Annotated in this window: 19 protein-coding genes; 14 read left to right on the top strand and 5 right to left on the bottom strand. The window is 60.8% G+C overall.

All coding sequences use genetic code 11. From position 1 onward, the window contains the following. Positions 1 to 202: 202 nt before the first annotated feature. Positions 203 to 2,155 (top strand): elongation factor G, encoded by a 1,953-nt coding sequence (locus tag AC1DPR_RS03590; protein WP_018855819.1) that lies wholly within the window; start codon positions 203 to 205, stop codon positions 2,153 to 2,155. Here the strand turns inward: AC1DPR_RS03590 and AC1DPR_RS03585 are convergent, their stop codons facing one another. Beyond that, on the bottom strand, positions 2,156 to 3,160 hold the full coding sequence (locus AC1DPR_RS03585; protein ID WP_018855820.1) for an MBL fold metallo-hydrolase: 1,005 nt from the start codon (positions 3,158 to 3,160) through the stop codon (positions 2,156 to 2,158). 303 nt (positions 3,161 to 3,463) lie between these two features. Between AC1DPR_RS03585 and ffh the strand changes: the two genes are divergently transcribed. The 5 genes from ffh to trmD all read left to right on the top strand — a co-directional run bounded on the left by ffh (position 3,464) and on the right by trmD (position 7,163). Then, positions 3,464 to 5,032 (top strand): signal recognition particle protein, encoded by a 1,569-nt coding sequence (gene ffh / locus AC1DPR_RS03580; protein WP_018855821.1) that lies wholly within the window; start codon positions 3,464 to 3,466, stop codon positions 5,030 to 5,032. A gap of 16 nt (positions 5,033 to 5,048) precedes the next feature. Beyond that, a complete protein-coding gene (locus tag AC1DPR_RS03575) occupies positions 5,049 to 5,369 on the top strand; it encodes a chorismate mutase (RefSeq protein WP_016556656.1) in 321 nt (106 codons plus the stop codon). Positions 5,370 to 5,418: 49 nt separating this feature from the next. Beyond that, positions 5,419 to 5,787 carry a 30S ribosomal protein S16 gene (rpsP, locus tag AC1DPR_RS03570; protein ID WP_018855822.1) on the top strand — a complete coding sequence of 123 codons (369 nt, stop codon included), beginning with the start codon at positions 5,419 to 5,421 and terminating at the stop codon, positions 5,785 to 5,787. A gap of 117 nt (positions 5,788 to 5,904) precedes the next feature. Continuing rightward, entirely contained in the window at positions 5,905 to 6,474 is a 570-nt protein-coding gene (gene rimM / locus AC1DPR_RS03565; RefSeq protein WP_018855823.1) for a ribosome maturation factor RimM, read from the top strand. A gap of 8 nt (positions 6,475 to 6,482) precedes the next feature. Next, a complete protein-coding gene (gene trmD, locus AC1DPR_RS03560) occupies positions 6,483 to 7,163 on the top strand; it encodes a tRNA (guanosine(37)-N1)-methyltransferase TrmD (protein ID WP_018855824.1) in 681 nt (226 codons plus the stop codon). A 39-nt stretch (positions 7,164 to 7,202) separates the two neighbouring features. Here the strand turns inward: trmD and AC1DPR_RS03555 are convergent, their stop codons facing one another. Beyond that, positions 7,203 to 8,057, bottom strand: a complete 855-nt coding sequence (locus tag AC1DPR_RS03555) for a cytosine permease (RefSeq protein WP_477815773.1) — start codon at positions 8,055 to 8,057, stop codon at positions 7,203 to 7,205. 230 nt (positions 8,058 to 8,287) lie between these two features. Between AC1DPR_RS03555 and rplS the strand changes: the two genes are divergently transcribed. From rplS to AC1DPR_RS03525, 6 genes are all read left to right on the top strand, one after another. Beyond that, the gene (gene rplS, locus AC1DPR_RS03550) at positions 8,288 to 8,824 is read left to right on the top strand and encodes a 50S ribosomal protein L19 (RefSeq protein WP_018855826.1); all 537 of its coding nucleotides are present in this window, start codon (positions 8,288 to 8,290) and stop codon (positions 8,822 to 8,824) included. A gap of 201 nt (positions 8,825 to 9,025) precedes the next feature. Further along, positions 9,026 to 9,895: an aldo/keto reductase family oxidoreductase gene (locus AC1DPR_RS03545; protein ID WP_477815756.1), complete on the top strand. Its 870-nt coding sequence runs from the start codon at positions 9,026 to 9,028 to the stop codon at positions 9,893 to 9,895. Between the two features lie 154 nt (positions 9,896 to 10,049). Continuing rightward, positions 10,050 to 10,847, top strand: coding sequence for a transporter substrate-binding domain-containing protein (locus AC1DPR_RS03540; RefSeq protein ID WP_018855828.1), 798 nt, complete (start codon positions 10,050 to 10,052; stop codon positions 10,845 to 10,847). Between the two features lie 22 nt (positions 10,848 to 10,869). Continuing rightward, on the top strand, positions 10,870 to 11,691 hold the full coding sequence (locus tag AC1DPR_RS03535; protein WP_026371599.1) for an amino acid ABC transporter permease: 822 nt from the start codon (positions 10,870 to 10,872) through the stop codon (positions 11,689 to 11,691). A gap of 245 nt (positions 11,692 to 11,936) precedes the next feature. Next, positions 11,937 to 13,346 carry a 3-isopropylmalate dehydratase large subunit gene (gene leuC / locus AC1DPR_RS03530; protein ID WP_018855831.1) on the top strand — a complete coding sequence of 470 codons (1,410 nt, stop codon included), beginning with the start codon at positions 11,937 to 11,939 and terminating at the stop codon, positions 13,344 to 13,346. A gap of 111 nt (positions 13,347 to 13,457) precedes the next feature. After that, positions 13,458 to 13,994 (top strand): SixA phosphatase family protein, encoded by a 537-nt coding sequence (locus AC1DPR_RS03525; RefSeq protein ID WP_025658126.1) that lies wholly within the window; start codon positions 13,458 to 13,460, stop codon positions 13,992 to 13,994. Between the two features lie 56 nt (positions 13,995 to 14,050). Here AC1DPR_RS03525 and AC1DPR_RS03520 read toward each other — a convergent pair whose 3' ends face one another. Further along, complete coding sequence (locus tag AC1DPR_RS03520; protein ID WP_169683148.1) at positions 14,051 to 14,881, bottom strand: aldo/keto reductase; 831 nt, start codon at positions 14,879 to 14,881, stop codon at positions 14,051 to 14,053. Between the two features lie 138 nt (positions 14,882 to 15,019). Beyond that, positions 15,020 to 15,487, bottom strand: a complete 468-nt coding sequence (locus AC1DPR_RS03515; protein ID WP_477815755.1) for a L,D-transpeptidase family protein — start codon at positions 15,485 to 15,487, stop codon at positions 15,020 to 15,022. Positions 15,488 to 15,711: 224 nt separating this feature from the next. On the opposite strand from AC1DPR_RS03515, the gene AC1DPR_RS03510 reads away from it, so the two are divergent. Together AC1DPR_RS03510 and AC1DPR_RS03505 are read left to right on the top strand one after the other, a co-directional pair. After that, the gene (locus tag AC1DPR_RS03510) at positions 15,712 to 16,395 is read left to right on the top strand and encodes a response regulator transcription factor (protein ID WP_018855834.1); all 684 of its coding nucleotides are present in this window, start codon (positions 15,712 to 15,714) and stop codon (positions 16,393 to 16,395) included. A gap of 1 nt (position 16,396) precedes the next feature. After that, positions 16,397 to 16,852 carry a cyclic nucleotide-binding domain-containing protein gene (locus AC1DPR_RS03505; RefSeq protein WP_112655454.1) on the top strand — a complete coding sequence of 152 codons (456 nt, stop codon included), beginning with the start codon at positions 16,397 to 16,399 and terminating at the stop codon, positions 16,850 to 16,852. Positions 16,853 to 16,856: 4 nt separating this feature from the next. Here AC1DPR_RS03505 and AC1DPR_RS03500 read toward each other — a convergent pair whose 3' ends face one another. Beyond that, positions 16,857 to 17,660 carry an exodeoxyribonuclease III gene (locus AC1DPR_RS03500; RefSeq protein ID WP_018855836.1) on the bottom strand — a complete coding sequence of 268 codons (804 nt, stop codon included), beginning with the start codon at positions 17,658 to 17,660 and terminating at the stop codon, positions 16,857 to 16,859. Positions 17,661 to 17,691 lie beyond the last annotated feature (31 nt).

Here is a 17,691-nt window from a genome sequence, read left to right as displayed (position 1 = left end):
TCATGTCCGTCTCTGTTTGGGCTGTATATGGCGGAAATGCGGGGGAATTACCAGTGGCTTGACTGGCGGTGGATGAGCCACACATTGCCAGAGAGCAAATGCCGTGACCTCATATTTAAGAATGAGTGCAGATATCTAGCGCTTTTCGCCGCTTCGGGGCATTCTTGCTCTGGGATGGTGCTTTTGGCAGGGAGGATCGCCGATGCGCTGCGTCACCGTACTTGGGCCCTCGCAGACGGGAAAAACGACACTCGTCGCAAAGCTGGCCTCGCTCGAGGGAACGCCCAGAAAGTCAGCCTCTCCATATGGATCAAGCCTGACGGAATTTGACTTCAAGGACGAAGCGTGGTGTGCGATCGACACTCCCGGGGCAAATGAGGCACTGGCCCTGGCGCAGGATGCCCTGCTCGTCAGCGACGCCTGTATCCTCTGCATATCGCCGACGCCTGATGAAGCCGTGCTGGCAGCACCCTATCTGCGCGCCATCGAGGCCTCCGGCACGCCCTGCCTGATTTTCATCAACAGGATGGACGAGCCGCGCGGCCGGTTGCGCGATGTCATTGCCGCACTTCAGACCTATTCCAACCATCCGCTTGTCCTGCGGCAAGTACCCATCCGCGAAGGCGACCGGATCGTCGGCAGCTGCGACCTGATTTCCGAACGCGCCTGGCGCTATCGGGAAGGTCAGCCGTCCGCGCTGATCGAGCTGCCGCAGGATGCCGTCGAGCGGGAGCACGAGGCGCGGGCCGAAATGCTGGAACAGCTCTCGGAGTTCGATGACTGGCTTCTCGAGGAGCTCATCGAAGACCGGGAGCCGGCAAGCGATACGCTGTTTACGATCTCTTCGCGAATTCTCAAGGAGAACCGGGTTATCCCCGTGCTGTTCGGCTCAGCCTCGCACAGCAACGGCATCATGCGCCTGATGAAGGCCCTTCGCCACGAAGCGCCGCCGGCAACGGCACTGCGGTCGAGGCTCGCAGGAAGTGTGGAAGAAGCGGCCCTTTCTGCCGTGAGTTTCCACGCCTACCACAAGGCTAATGTCGGCAAGACGGTGCTGGTGCGGGCGCTCGCCGACGGCTTGAAGCAGGGCGCTCCCTTGGGCGGCGCCACGCTGGGTCCGCTGCAGGAGGCCGGCAACGGAAAGCCAATCAGTGGCAGCGTGGAGGCTGGCAGCGTCTTTGCCGCACTCAAATCCGACCATCTGCCAGCGACTGCCCTGCTGACGCAGACAGCCAGCGTCGAGCCGCCCGATTGGACGACACCGCCGACACCGATGCTGGAAAGAATTCTCGTTCCCGGCAGCGAACGGGACGAAACCAAGCTTTCCGCGACGCTGGCGAAACTGGCGGAAACCGATCGCGGCTTGAAGGTGATGCAGGAGGAAGGCACAGGCGCGGCGCTGATCTGCGCCCAGGGGCCGGTCCATCTGCGTGATCTCCGCAAAACACTGTCGGAGGTCTTCCGCGTCGAAGTTTCCGAACGCGCACCAAACCCCGTATACCGAGAAACCATTTCCAAACCTTCGGATGTGCGCTACCGGCACCGCAAGCAAACGGGCGGCGCCGGACAGTTCGCAGACGTGCAACTCAGCGTCAGGCCGAACGAGCGCGGCCAGGGCTTCACCTTCGGCGAAAGCGTCAAGGGCGGGACCGTGCCCCGAAACTACATCCCAGCTGTTGAAGCCGGCGCCCGCGAAGCCATGGAGAAAGGTCCGCTCGGCTTCCAGGTCGTCGATGTCGACGTCGTGCTGACCGACGGCCAGTATCACTCGGTCGACAGCTCCGATTTCGCCTTCCGGACCGCTGGGAAAATGGGCGTCAAGCAAGCGCTTTCACAAGCTTCCGCCGTTCTCATGCAGCCTGTGGTGCGGGTGGAGATCCATATCCCCTCGGTCTATTCCGGCGGAATGGTGACGCTCGTCTCCTCGCTCAAGGGACAGGTGCTCGGCTTCGACCGGGACGAGAACGCGAAGGGCTGGGATATATTTCGAGCGCTCGTGCCTGGCGGCGTGCTTGATGAATTGGCCCGGTCGCTCAGATCGGCAACGCAGGGCATCGGCCACTTCTCCAAGACCTTCGATCATTTCGAAGAACTCTACGGCAAGGAGGCCGACACCATCATCAATGCGCATGGTGCCGGAGCCCACGCGCATTGATCATGCCGCTGGCACGTCGAATACCTCGCCGGCTCTAAGCGGCCTGAACCGCTCCTGCGGTATTTCGCGCTCGGCCAAGGCTGTCTTTAGCGCCTTGACCGGCGTCTCGATTGCCTCGTCGGTCAGCTGGAACGTCGCAAAGTGATGGCCGGCCACATAGGCAGCATTGGCAAGCTCCATTCCCATCACCGCTTCATCAGGATTCTGATGTTGGCCCTTCATGAACCAGCGCGGTTCATAGGCTCCGAAAGGCAGGACGGCGAGGCGAAAGGCACCATGCTTCTGCTGGGCAGCCCTGTAGTTGACGCCCCCATGAAAGCCCGTATCCCCGACATGGTAGATCTTCCCGGCTGGCGTTGACAGGACGAAGGCGGCCCAGAGCGCCATGCGACGATCCCCGGTGCCGCGTGCCGACCAATGATGCACCGGCTCGGCATCGATGCGGATGCCGGCAAGCGGGATGCGCTCGCCCCAATCCATCGCCGTCACCTGCATGGTGGGAACGGCGCGACGAATGATCGTATCGTTGCCAAGCGGCGTTACGACATGCGGCCGATGCCTCGCCTGCAGCCGCCTGAGCGTCGCGACATCGAGATGATCGTAGTGGTTATGCGAAACGAGAACGAGGTCGATCGGCGGCAGGTCGTCGAACGCGATACCGGGTGCCACGACGCGCTTCGGTCCGGCGAAGGCGAAGGGGCTGGCCCGATCGGACCATACGGGATCTGTCAGGATATTGAGCCCCGCGACCTGCACCAGCATCGTCGCGTGGCCGACCATGGTTACCCGCAGATCGTCGCCATCAACGCGCGCATCCGGCTTGGCCGGTACGAAGGGGCTCGGAACCGACTTCGGCCAGCGATCGCGGTTGCCGCCAAACTGCCATCGCATCAGATCTCGAAAACCGAGAGGCTCGATACCATCCGGATTGAAGAAATGCGTGCCGTCGAAGTGATCGGAGACAGGCCCTTGATAGTAGGGATTGCGTCTTTTGGCCGTAGGCATACAAAGCGATTCCGTTGCAGGGAAAGCAGATCTGGGATCGGGCGCGCGCTTTTGAAAGGTCGAAACGCCGTCTTTTCTCGGCGTTCCCTTGACTCGCGGTCCGTTTTCCTGTTTACCGCCGCTCAATCTGCGACGAGCTTCAAGACTCGAGCCACCGACCGGGACCCGTAGAGGTATAAAGAGATCCCGGAGGTCCACACCCGACAGCGCGATGCGCCCTCGGGTGCTTTTTGGCTATGCGTCTTGTTTTCGTCAAGGAAAAGCACAAGGTTTCCGTCTTCAGGAAATCACAAGGAAGAGCCGATGTTTGAGAACCTCCAGGACCGTCTTGGATCCATTCTGAATGGACTGACAGGCCGTGGCGCGCTTTCGGAAAGCGATGTTTCCGCAGCGCTGCGCGAGGTTCGCCGCGCGCTTCTGGAGGCTGACGTGGCGCTCGATGTCGTGCGCTCCTTTACCGATCGCGTCCGCGAAAAGGCCGTCGGCGCCGAGATCCTGAAGTCGATCAAGCCCGGCCAGATGGTCGTCAAGATCGTCCATGACGAGCTGATCGAGATGCTCGGCGGCGAAGGCGTCGGCGTCGACCTGCATGCGGCCGCCCCCGTCGTCATCATGATGGTCGGTCTGCAGGGCTCCGGTAAGACGACGACGACCGCGAAGATCGCCAAACGGCTCACCGACCGCGAGAAGAAGAAGGTGCTGATAGCGTCGCTTGATACGCGACGTCCGGCCGCCCAGGAGCAGCTGCGCCAGCTTGGTGTCCAGACTGGTGTCGACACGCTGCCCGTAATTGCCGGCCAGTCGCCGACCGATATCGCCGCGCGCGCCGTGCAAGCAGCCCGGCTCGGTGGCCATGACGTCGTCATCCTCGACACCGCCGGCCGCACGCATATCGACGAGCCCTTGATGGTCGAAATGGCCGACATCAAGAAGAAGTCGAATCCGCATGAAATCCTGCTGGTCGCGGACTCGCTGACCGGTCAGGACGCCGTCAACCTGGCGCGCAACTTCGACGAGCGCGTCGGCATCACCGGCCTCGTGCTCACCCGCATGGACGGCGATGGCCGTGGCGGTGCAGCACTTTCGATGCGCGCGGTGACAGGCAAGCCGATCAAGCTCATCGGTGTCGGCGAGCGTATGGGCGAACTCGAAGAGTTCCATCCCCGCCGTATTGCTGACCGCATCCTCGGCATGGGCGATATCGTTTCGCTCGTCGAGCGCGCCGCTGAAAACATCGACGCCGAGAAGGCGGCTGCCATGGCCGCCAAGATGGCCAAGGGCAAGTTCGATCTCAACGACCTCGCCGACCAGCTGCGCCAGATGCAGAAGATGGGTGGCATGGGCGGCATCATGAGCATGATGCCCGGCATGGCTGGGATGAAGGACAAGATGGCCTCGGCCGGTCTGAACGACAGCCTGTTCGGCCGTCAGCTCGCCATCATCGGCTCGATGACCAAGGCCGAGCGCGCCAACCCCGATATTCTCAAGCACTCCCGCAAGAAGCGCATCGCCGCCGGCTCTGGCACCGATGCCGCCGACATCAACAAGCTTCTGAAGATGCATCGCCAGATGGCGGACATGATGAAGATGATGGGCGGCAAGGGTAAGGGCGGCCTGATGAAGCAGATGATGGGTGGCCTTGCCGGCAAGATGGGCCTTGGTGGCCTTGGCGGTGGCATGCCCGATCTTTCGAATATCGACCCCAAGCAGCTCGAAGCGCTCCAGAAGCAAGCTGAAGCTGCCGGTCTAGGAAAGCCGGGCGGCGGGCTGCCCGGCCTCGGCGGTGGCGGTTTGCCGGGTCTGGGCGGCGCCAAGCTGCCGGGTCTCGGCGGTGGTTTCCCAGGCCTTCCCGGCCTGCCCAAGAAGAAGTGAAGGGGTCGCGTAGACAATGATTGATCCTGAAATCAAAGCCCAACTTTCGAACTATCGCCAGTCGATCGACAACATCGACGCCGCGCTGGTCCATATCCTGGCCGAACGCTTCCGCTGCACCAAAGAGGTCGGCGTTCTCAAGGCCAAGTACAAGTTGCCGCCGGCCGATCCGGCGCGCGAAGAATACCAGATCGAACGTCTCCGCCATCTGGCGAAGGATGCCAATCTGGATCCGGATTTCGCCGAGAAGTTCCTGAACTTCATCATCAAGGAAGTCATCCGGCATCATGAGCAGATCGCTGCAGACCACGCCGAAAACGGCGCCGCAGCAAAATGAACCATACCGCCGGATCAGGCGGTCCAGAAAAGTCCAAGGAGTAAAGAAAATGGCACTGAAAATTCGTCTCGCACGCGGTGGTTCCAAGAAGCGCCCGTACTACCACATCGTTCTCGCCGACGCCCGTTCGCCGCGCGATGGCCGCTTCCTCGAGAACCTCGGTTCCTGGAACCCGATGCTCGCCAAGGACAACGGCGCTCGCATCACGCTGAACAACGACCGCATCAAGCACTGGCTCGATCAGGGCGCACAGCCGACCGATCGCGTTCTGCGCTTCCTCAACGAGGCCGGCCTCGCAAAGCGCGATGCCAAGAACAACCCGGAAAAGGCAAAGCCGGGCAAGAAGGCTCAGGAGCGCGCTGCTGAAAAGGCTCAGAAGGCCGCCGACGCTGCTGAAGCTGCTGCTTCCGCAGAATAATCGGGAACCTTCCCTTATCGAACGGGCGGCATGGCGACATGCCGCCCGTTTTCGTTTCCATTCCGCTGCACTTCGTTTAAGAGAAGCCCAGATTTGCGGCTTCATGTGAAGGACGTCATGCCAAAGCTTGAAAATCCGGTTCTGATGGCAACGATCGGTGGCGCCCAAGGCCTGCGCGGCGAAGTACGCGCTAAGGCCTATACCGCCGATCCGACCGCGCTCGGCGACTACGGCAACCTGCACAGCCTTGATGGCCGCACCTTCGAGATTCTCGATATCCGGGAAATGAAGAACGTCGTCGTCGTCCGATTCCGCGGCATCAACGACCGCAATGCCGCCGAGGCGCTGAACGGACTGGAGCTCTACATCGAGCGCGACAACCTGCCGGACGAGGAGCTGGAAGAAGACGAATTCTTCTACGCCGATCTCGAGGGTCTGGAAGCGCTCGACGACCAGGGCGTCAGCTATGGCACCGTGACCGGCGTTTTCGACTTCGGCGCCGGCGATCTGCTGGAGCTCAAGGGTCCCGGCAAGCGCCCGGTATTGATCCCCTTCTCTGAAGCCTCGGTTCTCGACATCGACCTTGAAAGCGGCAGGATCACCATCGATCCGCTCGCCGCTGGCCTCGTCGATAGTGAGGATGACGCACCGAACTTCACGCCCGACAAGCCGAAAAAGAAGAAGTGAGGCCGTCGATGGCGTTTCGCGCGACCGTGCTGACCCTCTATCCGGAAATGTTTCCGGGCCATCTCGGCTACTCCCTCGCCGGGAAGGCGATGGAGCGTGGCCAATGGTCGCTCGATACCCTGCAGATCCGCGACTTTGCCACCGACAAACACCGCACCGTCGATGATACGCCCGCTGGCGGCGGCGCCGGCATGGTGCTCAAGCCCGACGTTCTCGCCCGCGCCATCGACAGCGCCTCCGAGAACGACAGCCGCCCCCGGCTGCTGATGAGCCCGCGCGGAAAACCGCTGACGCAGGAACGCGTACGCGAGCTTGCTTCCGGCGATGGCGTCATCATCGTTTGCGGTCGCTTTGAGGGTGTCGATCAGCGCGTCATCGATGCGCGCGAGCTGGAAGAGGTCTCGATCGGCGACTACGTGCTGTCGGGCGGCGAACCGGCTGCACTCACCATACTGGATGCGATCGTCCGCATCCTGCCTGGCGTCATGGGCAATGATCTTTCCGGACTGCATGAGAGCTTCGAAGGCGGCCTGCTGGAGCATCCGCACTACACCCGTCCCCAGGAATGGGAGGGCCGCGAGATTCCGCCGATCCTCACATCGGGCAATCACGGCGCGATCGAGAAATGGCGCCGCGAGCAGGCGTTGCAGCTGACCCGGGAACGACGCCCGGATCTGCTGGAAGAATAAAAAATGCCCGGCCGATCCCGGGCATTCGAGTTTTGGGTGTCAGTTGGTAGCGCCCACCGCAGAGCCGCGTGCGCTCGCGCGCAATGCGTAGTAGACATCACCGCCGATGCCGACGCCGAAGAACCAGCCATAGGTCCCCCACCATTCCGGCAAGATCGACGTGAACGTCGGCAGGATCGATGAGAATAGCGAGCCGACCACGAAGGCGATGAAGGCATTCGTGTGCCAGCCATTCTGGAAGCGGAACTCGCCATACTCCTGATAAAGATCCGCGACGTTCAGCTCACCCTTCCGGATCAGATAGTAGTCGACCATCATGATCCCGAAGATCGGGCCCATCGTCGAACCGATGAAGTTGACGAAGTGCGCGGCACCCGTTTCCCACGGCGCGAACGGATAGAGCACCAACGCAATCAGGGCGGCAATCCAACCGCCCCGCTTAAAGCTGATCTGGCGGGGGAAGACATTCGAGAAATCGAAGGCCGGCGAGACGAAGTTGGCGACCACGTTGATGCCGAGCGTTGCAACGGCGAAGGTCAGCGCCGCAAGCAATGCCAAGAACCAGTTGTCGAACTTCACGGAGATCGCCTCCGGATGCAGCAGTACTTCGCCGTAGACGGTGAATGCCGCCGTCGTTGTGACACCCGCGACGAGGCAGAAGGCGAGCAGGTTGATCGGCAGGCCCCAGAGATTGCCCTTGCGCAAGGTCTTGGTGTCCTTCGTATAGCGCGAGAAATCGCAGAAATTCAGGTAGAGAGCCGCAAAGTAGGGGATCCATGTCGCGGCAACCGCGGCAAGAGCCGCAAACGAGCCTGGCTCGCCGGCGATGCTGCTCCCCTGTTGTGCATTTGACAAATATTTAATCAAATGAGTCACAGGCTTGATATCGTGCAGCACTGGCAAAAGCCCAGTTTGGCGGTCGGCGCTGCGAAATTTCCGGGCCAAAGGGGTGACAAAGCCTGCGCAATACGGTATGCGCACGCCCGGAATGGGAAAACTCCCATCAACCACGTAAAGAAAAACAGACGAATTCGCTCCTGCCCTCACCGGCAAATATCTGCGGCTCGACCAAGGATAGATCGTTCAGAGCGCTCTGGCTGTTGAACCAACAAAGAGGTTGAGTCATGAATATCATTCAGCAGCTTGAGGCCGAACAGGTCGCCAAGATCGAAGCCCAGCGCACGCTTCCGGAATTCTCCCCGGGCGACACCGTTCGCGTCAACGTCCGCGTCAAGGAAGGCAACCGTACCCGCGTACAGGCCTACGAAGGCGTTTGCATCGCTCGCTCCGGCGGCGGCCTGCAGGAGAACTTCACGGTTCGCAAAATCTCCTACGGCGAAGGCGTCGAGCGCGTATTCCCGGTCTGCTCCCCTGCTATCGAAAGCGTAGAAGTCGTTCGCCGTGGTAAGGTCCGTCGCGCGAAGCTCTACTACCTGCGCGATCGTCGCGGCAAGTCGGCTCGTATCGTCGAGAACACCGGCACCCGCGCTCGCAAGCTCAACGACGCCGAGCGTCAGGCAGTTGCCGAGGAAAAGGCGCGCCTGGAAGCCGAAAAGGTTGCAGCAGCTCAGGCGCTCGCAGCCGAAAAGGCAGCACAGGAAGCTGCAGAAGCCAAGGCAGCAGCAGAAGCTGCCGCAGCGGCTGAACCGGCAGCAGAATAAGTTTCAATCCTTCGAGATTGTGGGAAGGCGACCTTCGGGTCGCCTTTTTTGTTGCTCGCTAGCGCGCCACTGGCAGGTCGGATCGCGTCAGCCGCGCCCACCGCCATTGTCCGAAATTCCAAACAGCCCGTGCGGAATGCATGCCGTTATCGCAAGAGCCGGTCTGACCTATTTCTGCCCTGTCTTTAAACGGAGCAGATCATGTCCAATCTCGAAAAATCGGGCACATTCACACTCGGCGACAGCACGGTGGCGCGGCTTGGCTACGGGGCCATGCAACTTGCTGGCAAGGGCGTCTTCGGACCCCCGAAGGATCGCGCCGAGGCAATCGCTGTGTTGCGCGAAGCAGTCGAAAGCGGCGTCAACCACATCGACACCAGCGACTTCTACGGCCCGCACATCACCAACCAGATCATCAGGGAGGCGCTGCATCCTTATCGGGATAATCTTGTGATCGTCACGAAGATCGGAGCAACGCGTGGGCCAGACGCGTCGTGGAACCCGGCCTTCTCGAAAGAAGCGCTGACGCTGGCAATTCACGACAACCTCAAGAATCTGGGCCTCGAGGTGATCGATGTGGTCAATCTGCGAGCCATATTTGATGTCCATGGCCCGGCGGAGGGATCTCTGGAAGAACCCCTCACCGTCCTCGCCGATCTTCAGCGCCAGGGCCTTGTCAGACACGTTGGCCTCTCCAACGTCACCACCAAGCAAGTCTTGGATGGCAGAAAGATCACCGAAATCGTTTGCGTTCAAAACCAGTACAATCTTGTGCATCGCGGGGATGATCCGCTGATCGACCAGCTCGCGACGGAAGGAACAGCCTATGTGCCTTTCTTTCCGCTCGGGGGCTTCTCGCCATTGCAATCGTCCACGCTGTCGGATGTCGCTGCGGAGCTTGACGCAACATCGATGCAGGTTGCTCTTGCGTGGCTTCTGCAGCGCGCGCCGAATATCTTGCTCATACCCGGCACCTCGTCACGTCTCCACCTCAGGGAGAACCTCGCGGTCGCCGATATCACCTTGCCCACCGGAGCCATTGAGAAACTGGATGGTATCGCGTCTCGCTGACGACATTTGCGATCTGTCCCGCAAAAATCTTCGCATGGAAGGGCGGTCTTTGGACCGCCTTTTCTGATTTTGAACGGCGACATACGGCAATTCTCTTGCCATCCGCTTCGCAACTATGACAGGTTTCGCGAGCTATATTTCGGGGAGATATTTAATGCCGTTCCGTCGCACTGTCCTTGCAGGACTGACCGCCCTCGTCCTGTCGCCGCTGGCCGCCTTCGCCGCCGACCTTCCCGACCTCAAGGGCAAGTCGGTCGTCGTCGTCACCGAGAACGCCTATCCGCCGTTACAGTTCGTCGATCCGAAGTCGGGCAAGGCGATCGGCTGGGAATATGATGCGATGAACGAGATAGCCAAGCGGCTGAATTTCAAGGTCGAGTACCAGAACACCAGCTGGGACGCGATGATCCAGGCGGTCTCCGACAACCAGTACAACATCGGCATGACCGGTATCACCATCAAGGATGATCGCAAGGCCAAGGTCGATTTTTCCGATCCCTACATGCGTTCGCAGCAGTTCATGCTGGTGCGCGGCGATGAAAGCCGCTTCACCGACGCAAAGACCTTCGGCGCCTTCAATGAAGGCCTCGTCGGCGCGCAGCCGGGCACGTCGCCTTTCTACACCGCCGTCTACGAAATCCTTGACGGCAACGAGCAAAACCCGCGCGTCAAGCTCTTCGAAACCTTCGGCGCCACCGTCCAGGCGCTCAAGGCCGGCGACGTCGACGTGGTGCTGACCGACAGCGTCGCTGCCAAGGGTTATGTCGACGCCTCGAACGGCGGCCTGAAGGTCATTGGCGGCCCGCTCGGCACGGAGGATTTCGGTTTCATCTTCCCGAAGGGCTCCGATCTCGTCGCCGCGGTCAATGCCGCAATCGCAAGCCTGAAGGCCGACGGCACCTTCGACGCGCTGAACAAGAAGTGGTTCCTCGACTACAAGATGGGCGAATGATCCCGTCTTCGGTTAACGCGTGATGGCTCCGCAGCCAGCCCCTGGCGGGCATGTGAAGGGCGACTACCCCTGGTGGCTGGTCGCCCTTGTCGCGATCGGAATCGTCCTTGCCGTCGTCATCATCGCCAACGACATCTATGCGCAGGTCTTCCGCACCGTCTTCAATGGCGTCGGCGTTACCATCTTCGTGACGCTGGTGGGCTTTGCGCTGGCGACCCTTCTCGGCCTCGGCGTCGCGTTGCTCGGATTGTCCGACAGTGTCGCGCTCCGCCAGATCTCGCGTTTTTACATCGAGGTGATCCGCGGCGTGCCGATGCTGGTGCTGCTCTTCTATGTCGCCTTCGTCGGCGCCCCCGGCATCGTCGCCGCCTACAACTTCCTGACCAGTCCGCTGATCCAGGCAGGCTTTAGCGAACCAGTGATGGTGCGCGACTTCTCGCTGATGTGGCGAGCGATCATCGCCCTTATGATCGGCTACTCCTCTTTCATCGCCGAAGTCTTCCGCGCCGGCATTCAGTCCGTCGACCACGGCCAGATCGAGGCGGCCAAGGCGCTCGGCCTGTCGCGCTATCACCGCTTCCGCTTCGTCGTCTTTCCGCAGGCGATCAAGGTGATCTTCCCGCCCCTGTCGAACGATTTCGTAGCGATGGTCAAGGACTCGTCGCTGGTGTCGGTGCTCGGTGTCTCCGACATCACGCAGATGGGCAAGATCTATGCCTCCGGCTCCTTTCGCTTCTTTGAAACCTATTCGATCGTCACCTATATCTACCTCATCCTGACGATCGGTTTGTCGCTTGCCCTGAGGCAGGTGGAGAAACGGATGCGCGGGAAAGACCGGCGCTAGCGGCCGAATGATTCGAATTGCCGCCGTCGCGAAAAATTGGTATGTGACAGCGCATGGAATCCAAGTTCAGTTGCATTGGGGCGCATATTTTCGTGCTGCAGGATCACTACCGCCTGCCGGCACGTTTCTTTGCGGCCGTTTCCGGTGCACTCAACAGCCGACTTCGTTGATCGAATGACGGCCCGGCGGGCCTCACCGCCACCAACTCCATTTTTCCATACGCATCCAAGAACGGACCTACCGCCATGAGCGCACCGCGTACCCTTTACGACAAGATCTGGGACGACCACCTGGTCGATCAGCAGGACGACGGCACCTGTCTTCTCTACATCGACCGCCACCTGGTCCACGAAGTCACCTCGCCGCAGGCCTTCGAAGGCCTGCGCATGACTGGCCGCAAGGTTCGCGCGCCGGAAAAGACGCTGGCTGTGGTCGACCACAACGTCCCGACGTCACCTGATCGCCATCTCGGCATCAAGAACGAAGAGAGCCGTATCCAGGTCGAGCAACTCGCCATCAACGCCGCCGAATTCAATGTCGAGTACTACTCGGAAAACGACAAGCGCCAGGGCATCGTCCACATCATCGGACCGGAACAGGGCTTCACCCTGCCCGGCATGACGATTGTCTGCGGCGACAGCCACACCTCGACGCATGGCGCCTTCGGCTCGCTCGCCCATGGCATCGGCACGTCTGAGGTCGAGCACGTGCTCGCCACCCAGACGCTGATCCAGAAGAAGGCGAAGAACATGCTGGTGCAGGTCGACGGCGTACTGCCGGCTGGCGTCACCGCCAAGGATATCGTTCTCGCCATCATCGGTGAAATCGGCACCGCCGGCGGCACCGGCTACGTCATCGAATACGCCGGCGAAGCCATTCGCGCGCTGTCGATGGAAGGCCGCATGACGATCTGCAACATGTCGATCGAAGGCGGCGCCCGCGCCGGCCTGATCGCGCCCGATGAGACCACCTTCGAGTACATCAAGGGCAAGCCGCGCGCGCCGAAGGGCGAGGCGCTGGAACAGGCAATCGCTTACTGGAAGACCCTGAAGTCGGACGAAGGCGCGCATTTCGACCGCGTCGTGAAGCTCAACGCCGCCGAACTGCCGCCAATCGTATCCTGGGGCTCTTCGCCGGAGGACGTCATTTCCGTTCAGGGCGTCGTTCCGAACCCTGATGAAATCCCCGAAGAGACGAAGCGCGCTTCCAAGTGGCGTGCGCTTGATTACATGGGCCTGAAGCCCGGCACCCCGATCACCGAGATCAACATCGACCGCGTCTTCATCGGCTCCTGCACGAACGGCCGCATCGAAGACCTGCGCGCTGTTGCCAAGGTCGTCGAGGGCAAGACCGTTGCCTCGACCGTCAACGCCATGATCGTTCCGGGCTCCGGCCTCGTGAAGGAGCAAGCGGAGAAGGAAGGCCTCGACAAGATCTTCAAGGCGGCCGGCTTTGACTGGCGCGAGCCCGGCTGCTCCATGTGCCTCGCCATGAACGACGACCGCCTGAAGCCCGGCGAACGTTGCGCCTCGACCTCGAACCGCAACTTCGAAGGCCGCCAGGGCTTCAAGGGTCGTACGCACCTGGTGTCTCCAGCGATGGCCGCCGCAGCGGCGATCGCCGGCCACTTCGTCGATATCCGCGAGTGGAACTAAGCATAAAGGCCTCCCCTTCGGAAACGAGGGGGAGGCTATCTCAGCAGACACCGGACGTATTCGGTGCGACAATCGCCGCGTTCGACCCCCTGGCTCCTTTCAGGTGAGCATATGAGCGCCGCAAAACCCTCCACCAAACGACGCCTGCTTCTTCTTCGTCACGCCAAATCCGCATGGCCGGAGGACGTGGCCGACCACGACCGCCCGCTGGCCGGCCGTGGAGAAAAGACAGCGCCATTGATGGGCCGCTACCTCGCGCGTGAAAAGCTTATTCCCGATCTCGTGCTTGTATCGTCCGCGCGCCGCACGCAGCAGACCTGGAAACTCGTCGCCAAAAAGCTGCCGCCCTCGATCGCAAAGCAAGATTCGGAGGACTTGTACGAAGCCTCTGCGGCGAAGATCGCTGCCGTCGTACAGTCGATCGATCCATCGGTCCGGACCCTCATGCTGATCGGACACAATCCCGGTTTTCAGGATCTTGCGGATGGCCTGATCGGTGCAGGCGACCCGGAGGCATGTGTTGGCATCAGGGAGAAATTCCCGACAGCCGCACTTGCCGTCATCGAGTTCGATGTGGATCGCTGGAAAGGGCTAAAGCCAAAGAGCGGCACGCTGGAGCGGTTCGTCACGCCGCGTTCGCTCGCCTGAGTGAAAACTGCGTCTCCCTCCTCCCCGCATAAAGAGGAGGGAGCGCAAAGTTCAGATCAGAAATTGGCCGTGTACGGATCCGGCCCCATGCGGGCGCTCTTGTCGTCAAGCTTGGCAATCGCCGCCATGTCGGCAGCATCCAGCTTGAAATCGAAGACCTTGAAATTCTCCTCAATGCGCGACGGCGTCACCGACTTCGGAATGACGACGAGACCGCTGTCGATGTGCCAACGGATGATGACCTGCGCGGGTGTCTTTCCGTGCTTCCTGGCGATCTCGCCAATCGTCGCATCGGCGATCAACTTGCCCTGACCGAGCGGGCTCCAGGATTCGGTGGCAATGTTCAGCTTCTTGTGCGCTTCCTGCGCCGCCCGCTGCTGGAAATCCGGATGCAGCTCGATCTGGTTGATGACAGGGACGACACCTGTATCGCCGATGATCTGTTCGAGATGGTCGGGATAGAAGTTGGAAACGCCGATCGAACGAGCGCGGCCCTCTTCCCGGATCTTCACGAAGGCCTTCCAGGTTTCGCGATAGAGCCCACGCTGCGGCGACGGCCAGTGGATGAGGTAGAGATCGACATAATCAGTACCGAGCTTCCTCAGGCTGCCTTCGAAGGCGCGCATGGTCGCGTCGTAGCCCTGGTCGGTGTTGCGGAGCTTGGTGGTGACGAAAATGTCCTTGCGATCGAGGCCGGACGAGCGGATGCCCTCGCCGACGCCTTCCTCGTTGTCGTAGCCGGACGCCGTGTCGATGTGGCGATAGCCGGCGGCAATGGCCGTGCGCACCGTCGGTGCCGCAATCTCCTGGGGCGTCTGCCACACGCCGAGACCGACCTGGGGAATGGAATGTCCGTCATGGAAAGTGATGATGGGTTGCTGTGCCACAATATGTCTCCGTAATTTTGAAGAATTGGACGGGGCATGATTGAATCCGCTTCTTGCGGATTTCCCTGCGCGCATTTCAGCCGTGCGCCGGTCGAAAGGGCATATAGGTAAGCGGGACTGGTTTATCACCCCCGAGCGTCAAAGAACACGAACGACATTGCCTCTGCGCATGAAGGGCAGAAGACGCTGCATATCGCGCGGATGAACGGCGACGCAGCCGACGGTCGGCTCGTAACCCGGCCTGATCAGATGGAAGAAAATCGCGGAGCCCCGATTGCGCGCCCGAGCCGTGACGTTCCAGTCGAGCACGAGGCAGATGTCGTAGAGGCCGTCCTTGCGCTTCATCTCCTCATGGCTGCGGCCGAAGGGCGCCCGGACCAGGCGATTGTAATTGGCGTCGTCCGGCTGGTCGCACCAGAGCATATCCTCACGGATGCGGCGAATTGCAAGCGGCGTCTCCAGATGTGTGGGCCGGTCGCCACGGCGGAAGCCGGAAAGCAGCTTCATCGAGGCGATTGGGGTGGCGCCATCTCCCTCGCGCTTGAGAACCGTTCGGCCTGAACGACCGATCGCTGCAGGCACCCTGAGGGCGCCGAACTGGATCAAAGCCCTGCTTTTTTAGCCGGGCGCAGGACGAACGAGGAGGGTCGTCGACTTTATCCGCGTCGGACGCCTTGTTTTCTCCATTTTTCTCACATGTGTTTGCGATTGCTAGGATTGTGATTGAAATCACATAGCATCGTATACGACAACAGCTCGGTCGCCCGATCTTTGCCAATGCCGGAAAATTGGCGTAGGAGTGAGGGACCGTAGGCGAGGGAAAGAGCCGCATGACCGCACGCACCATTCTCTTGGTGGATGATGATGACGACCTCCGCGAGACACTCACGGAGCAGCTTTCGCTCTATGACGAATTCACGGTCCTCCAGGAAACGACAGCGGCCAAGGGTGTCGAGCGCGCGCGATCAACGCCGATCGACCTGTTGATCATGGATGTGGGCCTGCCTGACATGGACGGCCGCGAAGCCGTGAAGCTGCTGCGCAAGGGCGGCTTGAAAGCCCCGATCATCATGCTGACCGGCCATGACACGGACTCGGATACGATCCTGGGCTTGGAGGCTGGCGCTAACGACTACATCGCGAAGCCCTTCCGCTTTGCCGTCCTGCTTGCCCGCATCCGCGTGCAGCTCCGGCAGCACGAGCAGAGCGAGGACGCCACCTTCAATGTCGGCCCCTATGTCTTCAAGCCGAGCCAGAAGCTCCTGACGATGGACAGCGGGCAGAAGATCCGTCTGACCGAAAAGGAAGCCGCGATCATTCGCTACCTCTATCGCGCGGAGCAAAAGGTCGTCACCCGTGACGTGCTGCTGGAAGAGGTGTGGGGTTACAATTCGGGGGTGACGACACACACCCTGGAAACCCACGTTTACCGTCTCCGCCAGAAGATCGAACGCGATCCCTCCAACGCCGAGATTCTGGTAACGGAAAACGGCGGCTACAAGATCATACCGTAGCATGGCCCTAAACGACGACATCAGGCTACTGTCGCAGCTGCCGCTGTTCCACGGCATGTCCGAGGATCAGCTGCGTCTGATCGCCTTTGGTGCGGATCGCCGCGTCATGTCGGCCGGCCAGATGCTCTTCCGCGAGGGCTCGCCGGCAGAAAGCGCCTATGTGATCCTCAGCGGCAATGTCGAACTCAGCCGCACCGGTCGCGACGGTCAGCCCGAGATCCAGAACACCGTCGGACCCGGCACGCTTCTATCCGAACTTGCCCTGATCACCTTGGTCGAGCGCAAGTTTACGGCCGTTGCAACGGAAGACACGAGCATCATCCGCATCACGCGCTCACTCTTCCATCGGTTGATCGAGGAGTATCCGGATGCAGCCCGGTTGATCGAGAGCCGTATCCGCGACAATATTGCCGAGCTTGCGGCCAGAGCCGCGGCCCAGCTTCACCGCTTTGTCTGACAGATCAGAGATTGAAGTGCGCCGTGACAGGCACGTGGTCGGACGGCCGCTCCCAGCCGCGCGCTTCCTTCAGGATGTCGATGCGCTGCAGGTGTGGCCCAAGATCCTTTGAGCTCCAGATGTGGTCAAGGCGGCGGCCGCGATCGGCCGCTTCCCAGTCCTTGGCGCGATAGCTCCACCAGGTATAGAGCTTTTCGTTCTCAGGCACGTGCTGCCGCATAAGGTCGAGCCAGGCGCCGCGCTGCATCACCTGGAGAAGGCCTTCCGTCTCCACGGGCGTGTGGCTGACGATCTTCAGCAACTGCTTGTGGGACCAGACGTCCTGCTCAAGCGGAGCGATGTTGAGGTCGCCGACAAGGATTGAGGATGTATTCGCCTCGCCATTTGCCTTGAGCTGCTTCATTTCCTCGATGAAATCGAGCTTGTGGCCGAACTTCGGATTGATCTCCCGATCCGGTTCGTCGCCTCCGGCCGGCACGTAGAAGTTATGCAGGCGAATGCGCCGGCTACCGCGCTCGAAGATGGCCGAGATGTGCCGCGCGTCACCGACGTTGCAATAGTCCTGCCGGTGGTCCTCGACCAATGGAACGCGCGATGCAATCGCAACGCCATGATAGCCCTTCTGGCCGTGGATGATGATGTGTTCGTAGCCCATCGCGCGCAACGGCGAGGCAGGAAACAAGTCGTTCGGAACCTTCGTTTCCTGGAAGCAAAGGATGTCCGGCTTATGTTTGAGGACGAATTGCTCGACGATCGGCATGCGCAGCCGCAGAGAGTTGATATTCCACGTCGTAACCGAGAAGCTCATTCCATCTTTGCCTTTCAAAACCGGACGAACT

It is taken from the genome of Rhizobium sp. 01T417 (genome assembly GCF_056398905.1).
Note: the sequence above shows the minus strand (reverse complement) of the source record. Positions and strands in the feature narration are given on the sequence as shown.

Excerpts from the sequence above, each read along its gene's own strand:
- AC1DPR_RS03535 (WP_026371599.1), top strand. The coding sequence starts at position 10,870 with ATGGCTCCGCAGCCAGCCCCTGGCGGGCATGTGAAGGGCGACTACCCC.
- AC1DPR_RS03545 (WP_477815756.1), top strand. The coding sequence starts at position 9,026 with ATGTCCAATCTCGAAAAATCGGGCACATTCACACTCGGCGACAGCACG.
- ffh (WP_018855821.1), top strand. The coding sequence starts at position 3,464 with ATGTTTGAGAACCTCCAGGACCGTCTTGGATCCATTCTGAATGGACTG.
- AC1DPR_RS03590 (WP_018855819.1), top strand. The coding sequence starts at position 203 with ATGCGCTGCGTCACCGTACTTGGGCCCTCGCAGACGGGAAAAACGACA.
- AC1DPR_RS03510 (WP_018855834.1), top strand. The coding sequence starts at position 15,712 with ATGACCGCACGCACCATTCTCTTGGTGGATGATGATGACGACCTCCGC.
- rplS (WP_018855826.1), top strand. The coding sequence starts at position 8,288 with ATGAATATCATTCAGCAGCTTGAGGCCGAACAGGTCGCCAAGATCGAA.
- trmD (WP_018855824.1), top strand. The coding sequence starts at position 6,483 with ATGGCGTTTCGCGCGACCGTGCTGACCCTCTATCCGGAAATGTTTCCG.
- AC1DPR_RS03505 (WP_112655454.1), top strand. The coding sequence starts at position 16,397 with ATGGCCCTAAACGACGACATCAGGCTACTGTCGCAGCTGCCGCTGTTC.
- AC1DPR_RS03525 (WP_025658126.1), top strand. The coding sequence starts at position 13,458 with ATGAGCGCCGCAAAACCCTCCACCAAACGACGCCTGCTTCTTCTTCGT.
- AC1DPR_RS03500 (WP_018855836.1), bottom strand. The coding sequence starts at position 17,660 with ATGAGCTTCTCGGTTACGACGTGGAATATCAACTCTCTGCGGCTGCGC.
- AC1DPR_RS03585 (WP_018855820.1), bottom strand. The coding sequence starts at position 3,160 with ATGCCTACGGCCAAAAGACGCAATCCCTACTATCAAGGGCCTGTCTCC.
- rimM (WP_018855823.1), top strand. The coding sequence starts at position 5,905 with ATGCCAAAGCTTGAAAATCCGGTTCTGATGGCAACGATCGGTGGCGCC.
- AC1DPR_RS03540 (WP_018855828.1), top strand. The coding sequence starts at position 10,050 with ATGCCGTTCCGTCGCACTGTCCTTGCAGGACTGACCGCCCTCGTCCTG.
- leuC (WP_018855831.1), top strand. The coding sequence starts at position 11,937 with ATGAGCGCACCGCGTACCCTTTACGACAAGATCTGGGACGACCACCTG.
- AC1DPR_RS03575 (WP_016556656.1), top strand. The coding sequence starts at position 5,049 with ATGATTGATCCTGAAATCAAAGCCCAACTTTCGAACTATCGCCAGTCG.
- rpsP (WP_018855822.1), top strand. The coding sequence starts at position 5,419 with ATGGCACTGAAAATTCGTCTCGCACGCGGTGGTTCCAAGAAGCGCCCG.